Origin of the sequence: Bradyrhizobium sp. SZCCHNS3002, assembly GCF_032377435.1 — a bacterium.
GTDB lineage: Bacteria > Pseudomonadota > Alphaproteobacteria > Rhizobiales > Xanthobacteraceae > Bradyrhizobium.
The window spans coordinates 32,751-48,167 of record NZ_JAUHHY010000028.1 but is presented as its reverse complement, the minus strand read 5'-3'; the positions used below and the strand labels follow the sequence as shown (position 1 = coordinate 48,167).

Genomic DNA, 15,417 nt, shown 5'->3' with positions numbered 1-15,417 from the left:
AAAAACCCACAACAGTTGAGCCTCGCAATATGCGGAAGCTGAACCGGACAGCCGTGGGTCAAGCCCGGGCATGACGAGCGCGAGAACAGCAACCGCCGTCGACTTGGCGTTATGCATACGGGCATCGTCTTGCGTCACTGAGGAGCGCGCGCAATCCGGTCCCCGGCGAGTAGCGCAAGTCGGCTGAGCTCGCTATGTTACGGGGCAGCCGCCCGGCAGCAGCAACGGGATCGGCTGTTGAGAACGTGGCAAATCGGGCGTGACACGCGTGGTTGGACCAGGGGAGACGACGAGCCGGCGGGACCGGTTCATTCCGATACGCAAGTCCGAGGTCCTCGACGCCGTGATTTCGCACGGTGGACTGGACGACACGCAATCGGCCGACCTGCGCCGGCTCGCCCAGATGCTCGGTGCCATCCTGCATCACGAGTATTTCGACGAGCTCGATCGCCTGCGCGACGCCTATTTCGACTTCGATCCCGAAGTGCCGGCCGGCCGCCATCGATCGCCCGAGGAGCTCGACGCGGCCTATCGCAGCCTCGCCGACGAAGTCGTGCAGGTGCTCGGCGAGGCCAATTTCATCGAGATCAGCCATGCCGAGATCGAGCGCGCGTTTGCCGAGCATGCGCTTGTCAGGGTCAAGCTGAAGGCGTCGATCTCGGACTACCGCGCCGTCCGCATGTTCCGGCGCGGCCAGCATCAGGAGACGATCGAGGTCCCCATGTTGTATGGGCTGCGCCGGCGCAAGCATGAGATCGAGGTCTATGACGACATCATCCTGATGGTCGCGACCAGGCCCGACGAGCCGACCCGGACGAAGCGCAAGACTGCCGCCTGGCGCGGCCGCAACAAGATCCGCGGCGGGGCGGTGCTGTTCAAATATTTCCGTCACATCGCGCGCTTCGATCTCGAGGCGCTGCTGCCGAACGTCCGTGTCGTCATGGGGCTGCGCGAGCAACTGACGCTGGGCGTGCCGGCGCTGGTCGGCGGCGTGCCGATTCTGCTCAAGCTGGCCTCGACGCTCACCGTGCTGTTCATCGTCGCCGGCTTCTATCTCGGCCTCAGCGGCACCGTGCACGACAACGATACCGAGCAGGCGCTGGCGGCGCTGTCGGGCCTGTTCGCGCTCGGCGCCTTCATTCTCAGGCAATGGGGCAACTTCCATCGCCGGTCGCTGATCCATCAGAAGCAGGTCACCGACAACATCTACTTCCGTAACGTCAACAACAATTCCGGTATCTTCAACTACCTGATCGGCGAGGCCGAGGACCAGGACTGGAAGGAGGCCGTGCTGGCCTATGGCGGCCTGCTGCTGGCGTCGGTGCCGCTCTCGCGGGCTGCATTGGGCAGTCATGTCGAGGAGTTGCTGCAGCAGATGTTCGGGCTGGGTCGGGCGTTCAATATCGATGAGGCGCTGATCAGGTTGCGCGAGTTCGGCCTTATCAGCGGCGGTGATGATGCGCTGTCGGCGCTGCCGTTGCCCGATGCGATTGTGCAGCTCGAACGGGTGTGGGCGAATGCGCTGCGGTCATGAGATCGGGGCCTCATGGTTCGAGACGCGCCGTCAGGCCGGCTGTTGACGATGGCGCGACCGGTGGCGCGGCGCTCCTCATCATGAGGGGTGACGGCGAGGCGCCCTTGAAGGAGGGGCGCCACACATTCAGACCTCGTCCTGAGGAGCCCGCCGGAGGCGGGCGTCTCGAAGGACGGCTACGGGGAAGCTGTCAACGTAGCGATCAGCCTAGCGCAGGCTCGCGTTGATCTTGTCGAGCGCCGCCTGTCCCGGGCAGAGATCCGCGGCCTCCAGCCGGTTCAGCGGCTGCTCCACGGTGTTGAGATGGCTGTGCAGATCGTCGGCCTCAGGGTCGACATAGAGCAGCCCGGTCACGATCTGGCCCTGCGCCGCATGCTTCTGGAGGAAGGTCATCGCGCCCAGCCGATCGTGCGGGTCGTAGTCGGCGTCGATCTTGCGTAGCGCCAGCCGCGAGCCGTCGTGCTGCTCGACGATCTGCACCGTGCCCGGATCCTGGTCGATCTCGATCGGGTCGCGCCCGGTCAGCACGTCGAGCCGGTTCACGGCGTCATTGTGCTCGCGGACGTAGTCGAAGCTCTTGGTCGAGCCTGCGTGATTGTTGAAGGCGATGCACGGGCTGATCACGTCGATGAAGGCGGCGCCCTTGTGCTGGATCGCGCCGGCGATGATCGGCACCAGCTGCTTCTTGTCGCCGGAGAACGAGCGCGCGACATAGGTGGCCCCAAGCTGCAGCGCGATGCCGACGAGGTCGATCGGGTTGTCGGTGTTGGTGACGCCCTTCTTGGACTTCGAGCCGCGGTCGGCGGTCGCCGAGAACTGACCCTTGGTCAGGCCGTAGACGCCGTTGTTCTCGACGATGTAGGTCATGTTGACGCCGCGCCGGATCGCATGGGCGAACTGACCGAAGCCGATCGAGGCGGAATCGCCGTCGCCGGAGACGCCGAGATAGATCAGCTCGCGGTTGGCGAGGTTGGCGCCGGTCAGCACCGACGGCATGCGGCCATGCACGGTGTTGAAGCCGTGCGAATTGCCGAGGAAATAGTCCGGCGTCTTCGACGAGCAGCCGATGCCGGAGATTTTTGCCACGCGATGCGGTTCGATCGACAGCTCGAAGCAGGCTTCGATGATCGAGGCCGTGATCGAATCGTGGCCGCAGCCGGCGCACAGGGTCGAGATCTTGCCCTCGTAGTCGCGATGGCTGTAGCCGAGCGCGTTCTTCTTGATCCCGGGATGCTGGAATTTCGGCTTTGCGATGTAGGTCATGAGAGCACCATGGATCTCGAATTCGTCATGGCCGGGCTAAAGCGCGGAGCGCGTCTTCGCCAAGATGTCCCGGCCATCCACGTGGGAGCCCGGAAAATGAAAGACGTGGATGCCCGGGCCTTCGCCGCGCCGAAGCGGCCACGGCCGCGCAGGCGGGTCAAGCCCGGGCATGACGAAGGAGAGAGCCGAGGCCGCATCACGACGCGGCCTTCCGCAGCGGGGTGACCTTGATCTGGTCCTGATGGGTCCCGATCGCATCCGCGATGAAGCGCGCGGTGATCGGGGTGCCGTCATAGTGCAGGATCGGCACGAGACGGACCGGATCGATGCCGTTCTCGGTGACGATCAGCTGGCGCAGCTGGGCGTCGCGGTTCTGCTCGACCACGTAGACGAAGTCGTGCTCGGCGATGAAGCTCGCCACGCTCGAATGGAACGGGAAGGCGCGGATGCGCAGCCGGTCGAGCTGGTGGCCGCGGGCCTCCAGCAATTCGATCGCCTCGTCCATCGCCGGCGCGGTCGAGCCGAAATAGATCACGCCGTATTTGGTCGGCTTGGCGGCGTTGGCCTGCAGCGGCCGCGGCACCATGTCCTGCGCGGTCTGGAACTTGCGCAGCAGGCGCTGCACGTTGTCGGCATAGACGGCGCCTTCCTCGGAATAGCGCGCGTAGCGATCACGTGACGTACCGCGGGTGAAGTAGGAGCCCTTCGTCGGATGCGTGCCGGGGTAGGTGCGGAACGGAATGCCGTCGCCGTCGACGTCGAGATAGCGGCCGAAGTCGCGGCCTTCGTCGAGCATCTCGGCCGTCATCACCTTGCCGCGGTCATACTGCTTGGCATCGTCCCACTTCAGCGGCCGGCACAGCCGCTGGTTCATGCCGATGTCGAGGTCGAGCATCAGGAAGATCGTGGTCTGCAGCCGCTCGGCCAGATCGAACGCTGCCGCCGCGAATTCGAACGCCTCCGCCGGATCCTCCGGGAACAGCATCACATGCTTGGTATCACCATGCGAGGCGTATCCGCAGGCGATCAGGTCGCATTGCTGGGTGCGGGTCGGCATGCCCGTGGAAGGGCCGGCGCGCTGCACGTTCATGATCACGGCCGGAATCTCGGCGAAGTAGGACAGGCCGATGAACTCGGTCATCAGCGACACGCCGGGGCCTGATGTCGTGGTGAAGGCGCGGGCTCCGTTCCAGGAGGCGCCCACCACGATGCCGATCGAGGCGAGCTCGTCCTCGGCCTGCACGATCGCGTATTTGGCCTGTCCGGTTTCCGGATCGTGCCGCAGCTTCTTGCAGTGGTTGCTGAACGCTTCGGCCAGCGACGACGACGGCGTGATCGGGTACCAGGCGCAGACAGTCGCGCCGCCATAGACGGCGCCGAGCGCGGCGGCGTTGTTGCCCTCGATGAAGATGCGGTCGCCGACCTTGTCGGCCTTCCTGATGCGCAGGCCGATCGGGCATTTCAAATTCTGCAGCGCCCAATCGCGCCCGAGATGCAGCGCATGGACGTTGGAGGAGAGCAGCTTCTCCTTGCCCTTGTACTGCTCGCCGATCAGTTGCTCGATCAGCTTCGGGTCCATGTCGAGGAGGGCGGAGAGCGCGCCGAGATAGATGATGTTCTTGAAGAGCTGGCGCTGGCGCGGATCCGAGTAGGTCGAGTTGGTGATCGCCGTCAGTGGCACGCCGATCACGGTGATGTCGTCGCGGAACTTGGTCGACGGCATCGGCTTCGTCGAATCGTAGAACAGGTAGCCACCGGGCACGATGCCGGCGACGTCCTTGTCCCAGGTCTGCGGATTCATCGCGACCATCAGGTCGGTGCCGCCGCCTCGCGCGCCGAGATGGCCCGCTTCGGTGACGCGCACCTCGTACCAGGTCGGCAGGCCCTGAATGTTCGACGGGAAGATGTTGCGGGGGCTGACCGGCACGCCGTGACGAAGCACGGCGCGCGCGAACAATTCGTTGGCGCTGGCCGAGCCGGAGCCGTTGACGTTGGCGAAGCGGACGACGAAGTCGTTTACGCTGCTGAGCGGCGCTTGCTGGGACATGCGTTACCTGCGTGGGTCGTCTCGATGAAATATTTCTGCATGTCCCACGCACCGGTGGGACAGCGCTCGGCGCACAGGCCGCAATGGAGGCAGACGTCCTCGTCCTTCACCATCACGCGCCCGGTCTTCAGATCCGACGACACGTAGAGGCTCTGGTCGGGATGAACAGACGGCGCCTTCAGCCGCGCGCGCAGATCGGCCTCCTCGCCATTGTCGGTGAAGGTGATGCAGTCCATCGGGCAGATGTCGGCGCAGGCGTCGCATTCGATGCACAGCGTGTCGGAGAACACCGTCTGCACGTCGCAGTTCAGGCAGCGATGCGCCTCGCCGAGCGCGAGCTTGACGTCGTAGCCGAGCTCGACCTCGGCGCGGATGTCCTTCAGCGCGACCACCTTGTCGCGGTGCGGCACCTTGAAGCGCTTCTCCGGCGAGACGTCGTTGTCATAGCTCCATTCGTGGATGCCCATCTTCTGCGAGGAGACGTGCACCTCGGGCAGCGGCCGCTCGGTGATGTCGTCGCCGGAGAGCAGGCGGTGGATCGACAGCGCCGCCTCGTGGCCCTGCGCGACCGCCCAGATGATGTTCTTCGGGCCGAACGCGGCATCGCCGCCGAAGAACACTTTCGGGTTGGTCGAGACGAAGGTGGCCGGGTCGACCTTTGGCATGTGCCATTTGTCGAACGCCACGCCGCAATCGGCCTCGATCCAGGGGAACGCGTTCTCCTGGCCGACGGCGACCAGCACGTCGTCGCACTCATAGGTGACGTCGGGCTCGCCGGAGGGCACCAGAGAGCGCCGGCCGTCGGCGTCATACTCGGCCTTCACCTTCTGGAAGGTGACGCCGGTCAGTCTGCCATTGTCGTGAGTGAACGCGACCGGCACGAGGTAATTGAGGATCGGAATATCCTCATGCAGCGCGTCCTCCTTCTCCCAGGGAGACGCCTTCATCTCCTCGAAGCCGGAGCGCACGATGACCTTGACGTCCTCGCCGCCGAGGCGGCGGGCGGTGCGGCAGCAGTCCATCGCGGTGTTGCCGCCGCCGAGCACGATCACGCGCCTGCCGATCTTGTCGGTATGGCCGAACGACACGCTGGACAGCCAGTCGATGCCGAGATGGATGTTCGCGGCGGCTTCCTTGCGGCCGGGGATGTTCAGCTCGCGGCCGCGCGGCGCGCCGGAGCCGATGAAGATGGCATCGTAGTTCTCGGCCAGCAGCGTCTTGAGGCTGTCGACGCGATGGCCGGCCTTGTAATCGACGCCGAGGCTGAGCACGTAGCCCGTCTCCTCGTCGATGACGCTGTCGGGCAGGCGGAACTTGGGAATCTGCGAGCGCATCATGCCGCCGGGCTTGGGATCGGCGTCGAACACGGTGCAGTGATAGCCGAGCGGCGCGAGGTCGCGTGCGACGGTCAGCGAGGCCGGGCCGCCGCCCACCAGCGCGATGCGCCGGCCGTTCTTCGGGGCAGGGCGCGGCATGCGCTGGTGCACGTCGTCCTTGAAATCGGCCGCAACGCGCTTCAGGCGGCAGATCGCGACCGGGCTTTCCTCGACGCGCCCGCGTCGGCAGGCGGGCTCGCAGGGGCGATCGCAGGTGCGACCGAGAATGCCCGGGAATACATTCGATTTCCAATTGATCATGTAGGCGTCGCTGTAGCGACCCTCGGCGATCAGGCGGATGTATTCGGGGACCGGCGTGTGGGCGGGACAAGCCCATTGGCAATCGACCACTTTGTGAAAGTAGTCGGGAGCCGAGATATCAGTCGCTCTCATTCATACCCTGTCCGCGCGGCGAACCATGAGCGCGCGGCCTTCCTGACGTGAGGACGACTGTTTGTTCAGGATCGGCTGGGGATCGATGTGGGTCCGGAGCAGGTCCTGTTCGTCGCCCTTCTGCTTTTTGAATGGCTCAATTGAATAGTCTTATCAGACTAGAGCCATTCCAAGGCGCACACAAAGGCAAATTTGCAACGCTGCCCCTCATGCACAGTGTGCGCTGCCGCATTGCAGGCGCGATGCCGCCGCGTGTTGCGATGCGGGAGGTGGTGCGACAAACGATGACGGACTGGTGACGATGGTGGCCTTTACAGAACGAATGAGCGGACACGCGAGTTGCTCCGCACTCGGTCGTCATGCCCGGGCTTGACCCGGGCATCCACCTTTCCAAGATCTCCGAAGAGGATGGATGGCCGGGTCAAGCCCGGCCATGACGGCGGGGAATCAGACTGGCCAACTAACGCGCCGCAATATCAGCGCGGCTGAGGTCCCACATCAGGCGATAGATCCCGGCGGAAATCTGCGTCGCCAGCGGGCCGTCGACAGCCGCAAAACGCGTCGTCATCAAGGTCGCGATGGCGTGGCCGTCGGTGCCGTCGATCAGGATGAACCAGTCGGCGTCGCGCGAGCTCGCTGGAACGCTAGCGGCGGGGCCGGACAGATCCGCATCGCCTTCGAGCAGGTGCATCGAGATCACGCCCTTGAGGTCGTACGGGTCAAGCTCGATCTGCAATGCCTCGCGCAACGCCTTGTCCTGCTCCGGCTTCGGGCGCAGCCGGATGATGCCGAGCACGGCGCCGCGGCCGGCCCCTTTCGAGATCGTGATGCGTGCGACGCTGCGGATCATGTTCTTGAACCGCGCCATCACCGCCTTCGACCATTCTGTCGGCGACTCCAGCCGGGCGCGATAGGCCGGACTGTCGAGCACGCCGATCGTCTCGGCGGAGTACAGGCACAGATATTTCGGGCTGCCCTGCTCGGCGACATAGCGTCGCGCCTCGATGAAGCCGGGAATGGCGACGCGCTCTTCGAGATGCTCGCTGTCGTACCAGTGGTTGAAGTCAGCCTCGTGAGCGGCATCGATGTTCATCGACGTCAACAGCATGCCTTTCCCGGCGATGGGCATCTCGAGCCTCCTGGTGCGTGTGGCTGATCCTCATGCTGAGGAGGCCGCCAAAGGCGGCCGTGTCGAAGCATGAGGCCCGAAGCGTCGCGGGCCTCATGCTTCGACACGGCGCTGGCGCGCCTCCTCAGCATGAGGGGAATGAGTGATGTGTTTAAGGCGCTGTCGTGCGCGTCGCCAGATCGCAGATGGCTTTCATGACCGCATCGCGGATGCCGGGGTCATAAAGATTGTGACCTGCGGCTTCGACGACACGGATTTCGGCGTCGCGCCAGATGTCCGCGAGCCTTGCCGAGGTGGAGGGCGGACAGAGCAGGTCGTAGCGGCCCTGCACGATGATTCCGGGAATCCCGCTGAGCCTGCTCGCATCACGCAGCAACTGGTCTTTCGCCATGAAGCTGTCCTGAGAGAAGTAATGCGCCTCCATGAACGGCGTCGCCGGCAGCGCGCTGCCGGAGCGGATGGCGAGCCGATCCAGATGGGCGCGCGCCGGTTTGATCTCGGACAGCGCCCGCTCGGTGTCGTGCCAGGCGCGCGCGGCCGGACCGTGGATCGCCGGATCGGGATCGAGGATGCGGCGGAAATAGGCCTCGCAGGGGTTGGCGCGCTCGTTCTCCGGCAGCATCTCCAGGAAGTCGCGATGCAGGGCAGGGTGAAAGCGCGCCAGCGTCTCGCCGAACGCCGTCTCCACCTCCGCGCGGGTGCCGAGAAAGGTCGCGCGCAGCACCAGGCCGCTCACGCGCGCGGGATGCGCCTGGGCGTAGGCCAGCGCCAAGGTCGCGCCCCAGGAGCCGCCGGCGACGATCCATTTCTCAAAGCCGAATTTCGTGCGGATCGCCTCCATGTCGGCGATCAAATCGTGCAGAGTGTTGTTGTCGCGGCTGCGCGCGGGACGCGAGCGGCCGGCGCCGCGCTGGTCGAACAGCACGGCGTGGAAGCGCTCGGGATCGAACAGCCGGCGGTGATCCGGCTGGCAGCCGGAGCCGGGCCCACCGTGCAGGTAGACGGCGGGTAGGCCGCCGACTCGCCCGGCGCTCTCGACATAGATCTGATGGCCGCCGGAGACGTCGAGCCATTCCGAGGTCAGCGGCGCGAACGGATCGCTGCGGCGCGCGGAGGCGCGGCCGGCTTCGGCGTCAGGCATCATTGCTCTCGGGCGTGCCGCCGGCGAAGTTGCGATACAGGAAGCGGTCCTGGCCGGAGGCGGCATCGCGCTCGGCCTGCTTGAAGATGCTCTCGTGCAGCGGCGACAGCGTGCAGGCCGGATCGGTGTTGGCGGCGTCGCCGGTCAGCGCAAAGGCCTGGCAGCGGCAGCCGCCGAAATCGATCTCGCGGAACTCGCAGGATTTGCACGGCTCCTTCATCCAGCCGGTGCCGCGATAGCGGTTGAAGGCCTCCGAGTTCTGCCAGATCCAGGCGATCGAATGGTTCGAGCGCACCGACATGAAGTCGAGCCCGGTGATGCTCTCGGCGGCGTGGCACGGCAGGATCTTGCCCGACGGCGAGATGTTGAAGAACTGCCGGCCCCAGCCGCCCATGCACTTCTTCGGCCGCAGCGCGTAGTAGTCCGGGACGACGTAGTCGATGGTCAGCGTGCCCTTCAGCCGCTCGCGCGCCTCCTCGACCAGGCGGTCGGTCTCTTCGAGCTGCTGATAGGTCGGCATCAGGCTGGCGCGGTTCTTCAGCGCCCAGCCGTAATATTGCACGTTGGCGACCTCGAGCCGGTCGGCATCGAGATCGACCGCCATCTGGATGATGTCGGGCAGCTGATGCAGGTTCTGCCGGTGCATCACGGCGTTCACCGTCAGCGGCAGGTCGAGCTCGCGGGTCCAGCGCGCGACCTCGAGCTTCTTGGCGTGGCCGCCCTTGTAGCCGCCGACGCGGTCGGCGACATCAGGCTCATTGCCCTGGAAGCTGATCTGGACATGGGACAGCCCGGCATCGGCCAGCTCCTTCAGCCGCTCGCGCGTCAGCAGCACGGCCGAGGTGATCAGGTTGGTGTAGAGTCCGACGTCGTTGGCATGCTGCACCAGCTCGACCAGGTCCTTGCGCGCGGTCGGCTCGCCGCCGGAGAAGTGGATCTGCAGCACGCCGATCTCGGCGAGCTCGGACAGCACCTTCTTCCACTCCCCCGTGGTCAATTCCTGGCCTGCGCGGTCGAGCTCCAGCGGGTTGGAGCAATAGGGGCATTGCAGCGGACAGCGATGCGTGAGCTCGGCCAGCACGGCGAGCGGAATGCCGAAGGTTTCGGCCACGGAGCCGCGCCGCTCCAGCACGGCGAGGCCGTCATTGCTGTCGCTGGGCGGTGAGGTGTCGGTCAGCTCGGTCATGATGTCGTCTCCCGAACCTCGGTCAGGAATCCCTTGTCGGCGAGATCCTGCAGCATGGCGACGACGTCGATCGCGATCACGTCACGCGGCGCGGCGTATTTCGCCGCCAGCTCGTCGATGATCCCGGCGACGCTGCGCGTACCGTCGCACAGCTTGAGCACCTCGACCGCGATCTCATCCGGCGCCAGCACCCGCTCGGGGGCGAGGATCACCCAGACCTGGCGCGTCTCGTCGAACTTCAACTTCGTATGCCGCGGCAGCACCACGCGGCTGGTCTCGGTGACTTGGATGTGACGCGGGGCCATGGTGGGGTTCTCTAGCAGCAGCTGTGATCAAACGGCGAGATCGCGCAGATTTGGAGTTCGGAGCCGCCGCCGCGCCTGCCAGCGTCCTTCGAGACGCCCGCCTGCGGCGGGCTCCTCAGGACGAGGGCGGAACTTGCGGCGATATCCTGAACCCTCTCCATGAACACGCTAACAGCGTGTTCATGGTCCCGTATGCAGCGGCCGCTCCGCCGCTTGCCCCTCATGGTGAGGAGCGCCGCTTGCGGCGCGTCTCGAACCATGAGGCCCCCCGGACCAGGCGGCGTTGCTCCGATGCAACCACTCACCCCTCCTTCGGCACGAACGCACCCGGCGGAATGTGCCCCTCGACATACGCATGATACAGCGCGTCGAGCTGCACCCACAGCACGTTGGTCTTGAAGATCAGCGCGTTGCAGACCGCGGCGCGCTGCTCCGGCGTGGTGGCGTGCTCCTTGACGTAATGCAGCGCGAAATTGGCATCGCGCGGCGCCTGGGTGAGACGCCGCTTGAAGTAGCTCATGGTGTCGTTGTTGACGAAATCGTAGTGCTCGAGCATGCCCGAGATGCGCTCTTCATGGATGCTCGGCGCGAACAATTCGGTCAGCGACGAGGCGATCGCCTCCAGCGGCGAGCGGTCGCGGCAGAAATGCACATAGGCTTCGACCGCAAAGCGCGTGGCCGGCAGGATGCCTTCGGTGGATTCCACGTAGGCGGTGTCGAGGCCGAGGCCTTCGGTCAGCTTGATCCAGCGCTCAATGCCGCCCTCGCTGCCGACATCGCCATCATGATCCTCGATGCGGTGCCGCCATTCCAGCCGCGTGGCGCGGTCGCGGAAGCGCGTCATCACCATCGCATCCTTCAGCGGGATCGTCGACTGGTAGTAGTAGCGGTTCAGCGCCCAGGCCTGCACTTGGCCCTTGTTGAGCTTGCCGCCGTGCAGCAGCTTATGAAACGGGTGGTGGTTGTGATAGCGCGTCGCGCCGATATGGCGCAGCGCCGCTTCCAATTCGCTCGCATTGTTCAGCGTTACGCCGCTACCGATCGACAGCGCCGTCATTCCGCTCAGATTGACCTCACTCACAGTACGATCTCCATCCCTTCAGCGGGGATTTCCCATCCCTCGCGTTCCAACGTTTGCCGCTCGGGTGAGGCGTGCAGCCACGCCGGATTGGAGTTGTTGATGTGCAGGAAGACCTTCCTGCCGATCGCGAGGTCCGCCAGCTGCTTGATCGCACCGCTTTCTCCGGACATCGCGATATGTCCCATGCTCTGCCCGGTCTTGTTGCCGAGTCCGGCCTGGATCATCTCGTCGTCGCGCCACACCGTGCCGTCGAACAGCACCAAGGGCGCGCCCCTCAATCTCGTTCTCAGATCATCGTCCACGACCGCACAGGCGGCGATGACGTAGCAATATTGCCCGCCTTCGAGATCGGCGATCTTCAGGCCCAGCGTGTCGCCGGTCGAGGAGCTGCCGCCGGGATGCTGCTTGTCGCGCAGATACCACGCGCTCGTTCCCGAGACGGCGAAGGCCGTGATCTCCAGGCCCGAGGGCCTGCCGTCCTGCAGCAGCGGCCGGAACGGCACGTCGATCACGATCGGCACGCGCTTGACGGTCTCGTCCTTCAGCACATCGAAGATGTTGTTCGAGCGGAGGATCGCAAGCACCTTGGGGTGCGCATGGATCGAAAATGGCGAGCTCTCGCGCATCGACAGCAGGCCGGTCACCGCATCGATCTCGCCATTGGTCAGGATCACGCCGGCGATCGGACTGTGGCGCAGGGCGCCTGGCTTCGGATGCAGCTGCGGCGTGCGGGTGACCTGCTGACGCAGATCGGGCGAGGCGTTGATCAGGAACCAGTTGGCGCCATCTGCGCTGACCGCAACCGAGGCCTGACTGTTGCTGATCTCGGGATGTGAGGTGCGCGCGGCACGACACACGGCGCAGCCGCAATTCCACTGCGGCACTCCACCGCCCGCGGCGGCGCCCAGGACGACGAGGCGAAGCATGAGCCGTCTCCTGGAATTCAGCTGTGGTGGCGCACGCGATTACCAGCGGCAGGATCACCGACGGACACGCTGACCGACGGTCAGGATCGCCCGCAGGGAAGGTGACGAGGGTGGGACATCCGACCAGCGCACGGGCTGGCACATACGCGGTCGCTGATCCCCACCCTCAAGCGTCGACGTCCTGATCGCCGAGACCTGGACGTCACACCCGCGAATTATTTGCGGGCCGCGCAGGCGTACATGTTGATTTCCATGCCGACCGGCACTTCAACGATCTTCGGTGCTTTCCAGGCCATTGTCCTCTCCTTCAAGACGGGACGGTTATCGTCCTCAGCAATAAACTACCGTGCTACGAAAAGTTCGCCAGTGGAATCTTTTTGTTTGAGCCTCTCAGGCCTGTTTATTGCAGTGCGAAGTTGCAGATGCGAGTTGCTGCCGTTTTCGTCGGATTGAGCCGTGAAAACAACGAATTCGTGATCGATGGCTTCGCAACGCCGTACAATTCAGCCCCTAGCTTGAGGGGCTGAGCTGGCCGGATAAAGCAGTCGTGAGATGTTCGAGACTTCAAAACCCCAGCGCGCGACCCCATTGGAAGCTGATGATGCCTAGATATTTCTTCAACACACGGATCGGCGAGGAACTGGTCTCCGACACCGACGGCGAGGTGCTGCGCAATCCCGACCGCGCCTGGGAAGTCGCGCGCGACATGATCAAGGAACTGCTGCGCACCGAAGGTGGCAACGCGGCGCTGATGACGGCCGTCATCGAGGTCACCGACGAGGACGGCGAGATCGTGCTCGAGTTCCCGTTCTCCGAAGCGATCTTCAACATGCCGGCGCAGTCGATGACGCGCCATTGAGCGCAGACGGCCGCATCGGCGCTTCCGAACGCCGGCGTGCTTGCGGCCGAGGTCAGACCGAATGGCGCGGGCGCGCGATGTCGCCGCGCGTGCTGGCGATGCCCATCTCGAAACTGTCGGCGATGCGGCGGGCGCGGACGATGAAGAGCTCCGCGAGTTCGGGCGCGAACAGGTCCTTCGCCGTCGTCTCGAACAGCCGCAGCCAGCGGTCGAAATGCCCGCCTTGCAACTCCAGCAGCAGATGCGGCCGCATCGGCGCGCCGCTGTAGCGGCCCGTCTTCAGGAACATCGACGACCAGAAATCACTGATCCTGCCGATATGTTCGTCCCAATCCTCCACCGTACGGTTGAAGATCGGGCCGATCAGCTCGTCCTCCCGTGCGCGGCCGTAGAAGGTCTCGACCAGCAGGCGGATCGAGGCGTCGTCGAGGTCCGGATGTTGAACGGCGAGGGGATGGCGGTCGGGCTGGGCGGCAGGCATGGTCATGGCGTTGGATATAGGCACTCGCAGCGCGGATGGAAACGCTGGAGCCATCCGGGCCACATGGTTCGAGACGCCCGCCTCCGGCGGGCTCCTCACCATGAGGGGAGGCATCACAACGCGGAAGAATTCCTGCCGCACCCTCAGCCCCTCATCCTGAGGAGCCCGCCGGAGGCGGGCGTCTCGAAGGATGGCCGCAACAGCGGTGTTGCAGCCCGCCGGTCACGGCAGGCTGACGAACTCCACCCAGTTCGGCTTCTTGCCGACCGCGTACGACTTCGTCTTCTCCAGCACGCCGCTGGCCGGGTCGACCCGATACACCGTCATCCCATTCGACACTTCGCCGACAGCGGCGAGGTAGCGCCCGGTGGGATCGATGGCAAAGCCGCGCGGCTGGGTTTCGGTCGGCACGCTGCCGATCGCCGTCAGGCGCCCGCTGGCCGCATCGACCTTGAAGCCGGCAATCGTGTTCGAGCCGCGCTCCGAGGCGTAGAGGAACTTGCCATCGGGCGTCGCATGAAGATCCGCCGCCCAGGGCTTGCCGGTGAAGCCCGAGGGCAGGGCGGTCGTGCGCTGCTGCTCGCTCCAGGTGCCTTTCTCGGCATCATAGGCGTAGACGGCGAGATCGGCGTTGAGCTCGTGCAGAAGGTAGATGAACTTGCCGTTCGGGTGGAAGATGAAGTGCCGCGGCCCGGACTTCTCCGGCGTCTTCACCGTCAGCGCCTCCTTGGCCGTCAGCGTGCCCGTCGCGGCGTCGAAGGCGAAGCCGAGCACCTGGTCGGAGCCGAGATTGGTCGCGAACACGAAGCGGTTGTCGGGCGAGGGCAGGAAGGCATGCGCGTTCAGCCCGGTCGGGATCACCTGGCCAGGTGCGGCGACGACGCCGTTCGCCTGCACCGGGTTCACCGCCACCTTGTTGCCGCCATAGGAGGCGCTGAACAGCACCTTGCCGGTGCGGTCGAAGGCGATGTTGGCCATGCTGTCGGCGAGCGGCCCGTTGCCGATGTGGCTGAGCCGCCCGGTCTTGGCGTCGATGGCGAAGCTCTCGGCGACGAATGGCTGCGAGCGGACGCCGGCGATCAGCACCCGCTTGTCCGGGCTGACCGCGAGCGGGGTCGACGAGCCCGGCTTCTCCACGCCCACGAAGGCAGCCGTCTGCACCGGGGTCATCTCGCCCGAGGCGGCGTCGAACTTGAACACGCTGATGTCGTTGCTGTCGGCGTTGCCGACATAGGCGTAGGTCTCGGCCTGGCCGGCGCGCGGCGCCAGCGTTGCTGCAGCGGCGAGAACGAAGGTTGCGGCCATGATGGTGCCCGGTCTGATCATCTGTTTCCCCCTTTGTGATGTTGTTGCTTCAGCTCTTAAAGTCGAATGTGAAGCTTGACCAAGCCTGATTCCGGATCGATCGATGCAGGTTGGGTATCGATCGTTCGGGCGTCGCGTCGAGGCATCCAGGCCTCATGGTTCGAGACGCCCGCCTGGGGCGGGCTCCTCACCATGAGGATTTGGTAGCGAGGCCGGCGCGGCACATTGACCATGAGCAGCTCGCTCATCATGAGGGGAGGCATTGCAATGTGCCGCGAACATTCGGCGCACACCCTCAACCCTCGTCCTGAGGAGCCCGCCGCAGGCGGGCGTCTCGAAGGACGGCCGCGGGCACGGCTGCTCTGCAACATGAGCGTGAGACGCAGGCCAG

14 protein-coding genes are annotated in these 15,417 nt (G+C 65.1%); 2 read left to right on the top strand and 12 right to left on the bottom strand.

All coding sequences use genetic code 11. The features are described from left to right. Positions 1-268: 268 nt before the first annotated feature. Complete coding sequence (locus QW845_RS33675) at positions 269-1,534, top strand: TMEM143 family protein (protein ID WP_315805811.1); 1,266 nt, start codon at positions 269-271, stop codon at positions 1,532-1,534. A 207-nt stretch (positions 1,535-1,741) separates the two neighbouring features. On the opposite strand, the gene QW845_RS33670 is transcribed toward QW845_RS33675, so the two are convergent. The 10 genes from QW845_RS33670 to pqqA form a co-directional block, all read right to left on the bottom strand. Continuing rightward, positions 1,742-2,797 (bottom strand): 2-oxoacid:ferredoxin oxidoreductase subunit beta, encoded by a 1,056-nt coding sequence (locus QW845_RS33670; protein ID WP_315805807.1) that lies wholly within the window; start codon positions 2,795-2,797, stop codon positions 1,742-1,744. Between the two features lie 196 nt (positions 2,798-2,993). After that, on the bottom strand, positions 2,994-4,844 hold the full coding sequence (locus QW845_RS33665; RefSeq protein ID WP_315805806.1) for a 2-oxoacid:acceptor oxidoreductase subunit alpha: 1,851 nt from the start codon (positions 4,842-4,844) through the stop codon (positions 2,994-2,996). Further along, positions 4,814-6,613 (bottom strand): FAD-dependent oxidoreductase, encoded by a 1,800-nt coding sequence (locus tag QW845_RS33660; protein ID WP_315805805.1) that lies wholly within the window; start codon positions 6,611-6,613, stop codon positions 4,814-4,816. The genes QW845_RS33665 and QW845_RS33660 overlap by 31 nt, the downstream gene beginning before the upstream one ends. Positions 6,614-7,073: 460 nt before the next feature. Next, positions 7,074-7,742, bottom strand: coding sequence for a DUF4286 family protein (locus QW845_RS33655; RefSeq protein WP_315805804.1), 669 nt, complete (start codon positions 7,740-7,742; stop codon positions 7,074-7,076). A 151-nt stretch (positions 7,743-7,893) separates the two neighbouring features. Continuing rightward, positions 7,894-8,883, bottom strand: a complete 990-nt coding sequence (pip, locus tag QW845_RS33650) for a prolyl aminopeptidase (RefSeq protein ID WP_315805803.1) — start codon at positions 8,881-8,883, stop codon at positions 7,894-7,896. Beyond that, the gene (gene pqqE / locus QW845_RS33645) at positions 8,876-10,069 is read right to left on the bottom strand and encodes a pyrroloquinoline quinone biosynthesis protein PqqE (RefSeq protein WP_315805802.1); all 1,194 of its coding nucleotides are present in this window, start codon (positions 10,067-10,069) and stop codon (positions 8,876-8,878) included. The genes pip and pqqE overlap by 8 nt, the downstream gene beginning before the upstream one ends. Further along, the gene (gene pqqD, locus QW845_RS33640) at positions 10,066-10,374 is read right to left on the bottom strand and encodes a pyrroloquinoline quinone biosynthesis peptide chaperone PqqD (protein WP_315805801.1); all 309 of its coding nucleotides are present in this window, start codon (positions 10,372-10,374) and stop codon (positions 10,066-10,068) included. Before pqqD ends, pqqE begins: the two co-directional genes overlap by 4 nt. 301 nt (positions 10,375-10,675) lie before the next feature. Next, the gene (gene pqqC / locus QW845_RS33635) at positions 10,676-11,431 is read right to left on the bottom strand and encodes a pyrroloquinoline-quinone synthase PqqC (protein WP_409998002.1); all 756 of its coding nucleotides are present in this window, start codon (positions 11,429-11,431) and stop codon (positions 10,676-10,678) included. Positions 11,432-11,451: 20 nt separating this feature from the next. Continuing rightward, positions 11,452-12,381 carry a pyrroloquinoline quinone biosynthesis protein PqqB gene (gene pqqB / locus QW845_RS33630; protein WP_315805799.1) on the bottom strand — a complete coding sequence of 310 codons (930 nt, stop codon included), beginning with the start codon at positions 12,379-12,381 and terminating at the stop codon, positions 11,452-11,454. A gap of 215 nt (positions 12,382-12,596) precedes the next feature. After that, positions 12,597-12,677 (bottom strand): pyrroloquinoline quinone precursor peptide PqqA, encoded by an 81-nt coding sequence (gene pqqA / locus QW845_RS33625; protein ID WP_012029362.1) that lies wholly within the window; start codon positions 12,675-12,677, stop codon positions 12,597-12,599. A 305-nt stretch (positions 12,678-12,982) separates the two neighbouring features. Here pqqA and QW845_RS33620 point away from each other — a divergent pair, with 305 nt between their 5' ends. Further along, a complete protein-coding gene (locus tag QW845_RS33620; RefSeq protein WP_172111173.1) occupies positions 12,983-13,240 on the top strand; it encodes a DUF6894 family protein in 258 nt (85 codons plus the stop codon). Positions 13,241-13,292: 52 nt separating this feature from the next. Here QW845_RS33620 and QW845_RS33615 read toward each other — a convergent pair whose 3' ends face one another. Both QW845_RS33615 and QW845_RS33610 read right to left on the bottom strand, forming a co-directional pair. Beyond that, the gene (locus tag QW845_RS33615) at positions 13,293-13,727 is read right to left on the bottom strand and encodes a group III truncated hemoglobin (RefSeq protein WP_315805810.1); all 435 of its coding nucleotides are present in this window, start codon (positions 13,725-13,727) and stop codon (positions 13,293-13,295) included. A 216-nt stretch (positions 13,728-13,943) separates the two neighbouring features. Beyond that, positions 13,944-15,047, bottom strand: a complete 1,104-nt coding sequence (locus tag QW845_RS33610; protein WP_315805798.1) for a lactonase family protein — start codon at positions 15,045-15,047, stop codon at positions 13,944-13,946. Positions 15,048-15,417 lie beyond the last annotated feature (370 nt).

Bases quoted from the DNA above. Each gene is read 5' to 3' on its own strand.
- QW845_RS33670 (WP_315805807.1), bottom strand. From the start codon at position 2,797: ATGACCTACATCGCAAAGCCGAAATTCCAGCATCCCGGGATCAAGAAG.
- QW845_RS33665 (WP_315805806.1), bottom strand. From the start codon at position 4,844: ATGTCCCAGCAAGCGCCGCTCAGCAGCGTAAACGACTTCGTCGTCCGC.
- QW845_RS33660 (WP_315805805.1), bottom strand. From the start codon at position 6,613: ATGAGAGCGACTGATATCTCGGCTCCCGACTACTTTCACAAAGTGGTC.
- QW845_RS33655 (WP_315805804.1), bottom strand. From the start codon at position 7,742: ATGCCCATCGCCGGGAAAGGCATGCTGTTGACGTCGATGAACATCGAT.
- pip (WP_315805803.1), bottom strand. From the start codon at position 8,883: ATGCCTGACGCCGAAGCCGGCCGCGCCTCCGCGCGCCGCAGCGATCCG.
- pqqE (WP_315805802.1), bottom strand. From the start codon at position 10,069: ATGACCGAGCTGACCGACACCTCACCGCCCAGCGACAGCAATGACGGC.
- pqqD (WP_315805801.1), bottom strand. From the start codon at position 10,374: ATGGCCCCGCGTCACATCCAAGTCACCGAGACCAGCCGCGTGGTGCTG.
- pqqC (WP_409998002.1), bottom strand. From the start codon at position 11,431: ATGACGGCGCTGTCGATCGGTAGCGGCGTAACGCTGAACAATGCGAGC.
- pqqB (WP_315805799.1), bottom strand. From the start codon at position 12,381: ATGCTTCGCCTCGTCGTCCTGGGCGCCGCCGCGGGCGGTGGAGTGCCG.
- pqqA (WP_012029362.1), bottom strand. From the start codon at position 12,677: ATGGCCTGGAAAGCACCGAAGATCGTTGAAGTGCCGGTCGGCATGGAA.
- QW845_RS33620 (WP_172111173.1), top strand. From the start codon at position 12,983: ATGCCTAGATATTTCTTCAACACACGGATCGGCGAGGAACTGGTCTCC.
- QW845_RS33615 (WP_315805810.1), bottom strand. From the start codon at position 13,727: ATGACCATGCCTGCCGCCCAGCCCGACCGCCATCCCCTCGCCGTTCAA.
- QW845_RS33610 (WP_315805798.1), bottom strand. From the start codon at position 15,047: ATGATCAGACCGGGCACCATCATGGCCGCAACCTTCGTTCTCGCCGCT.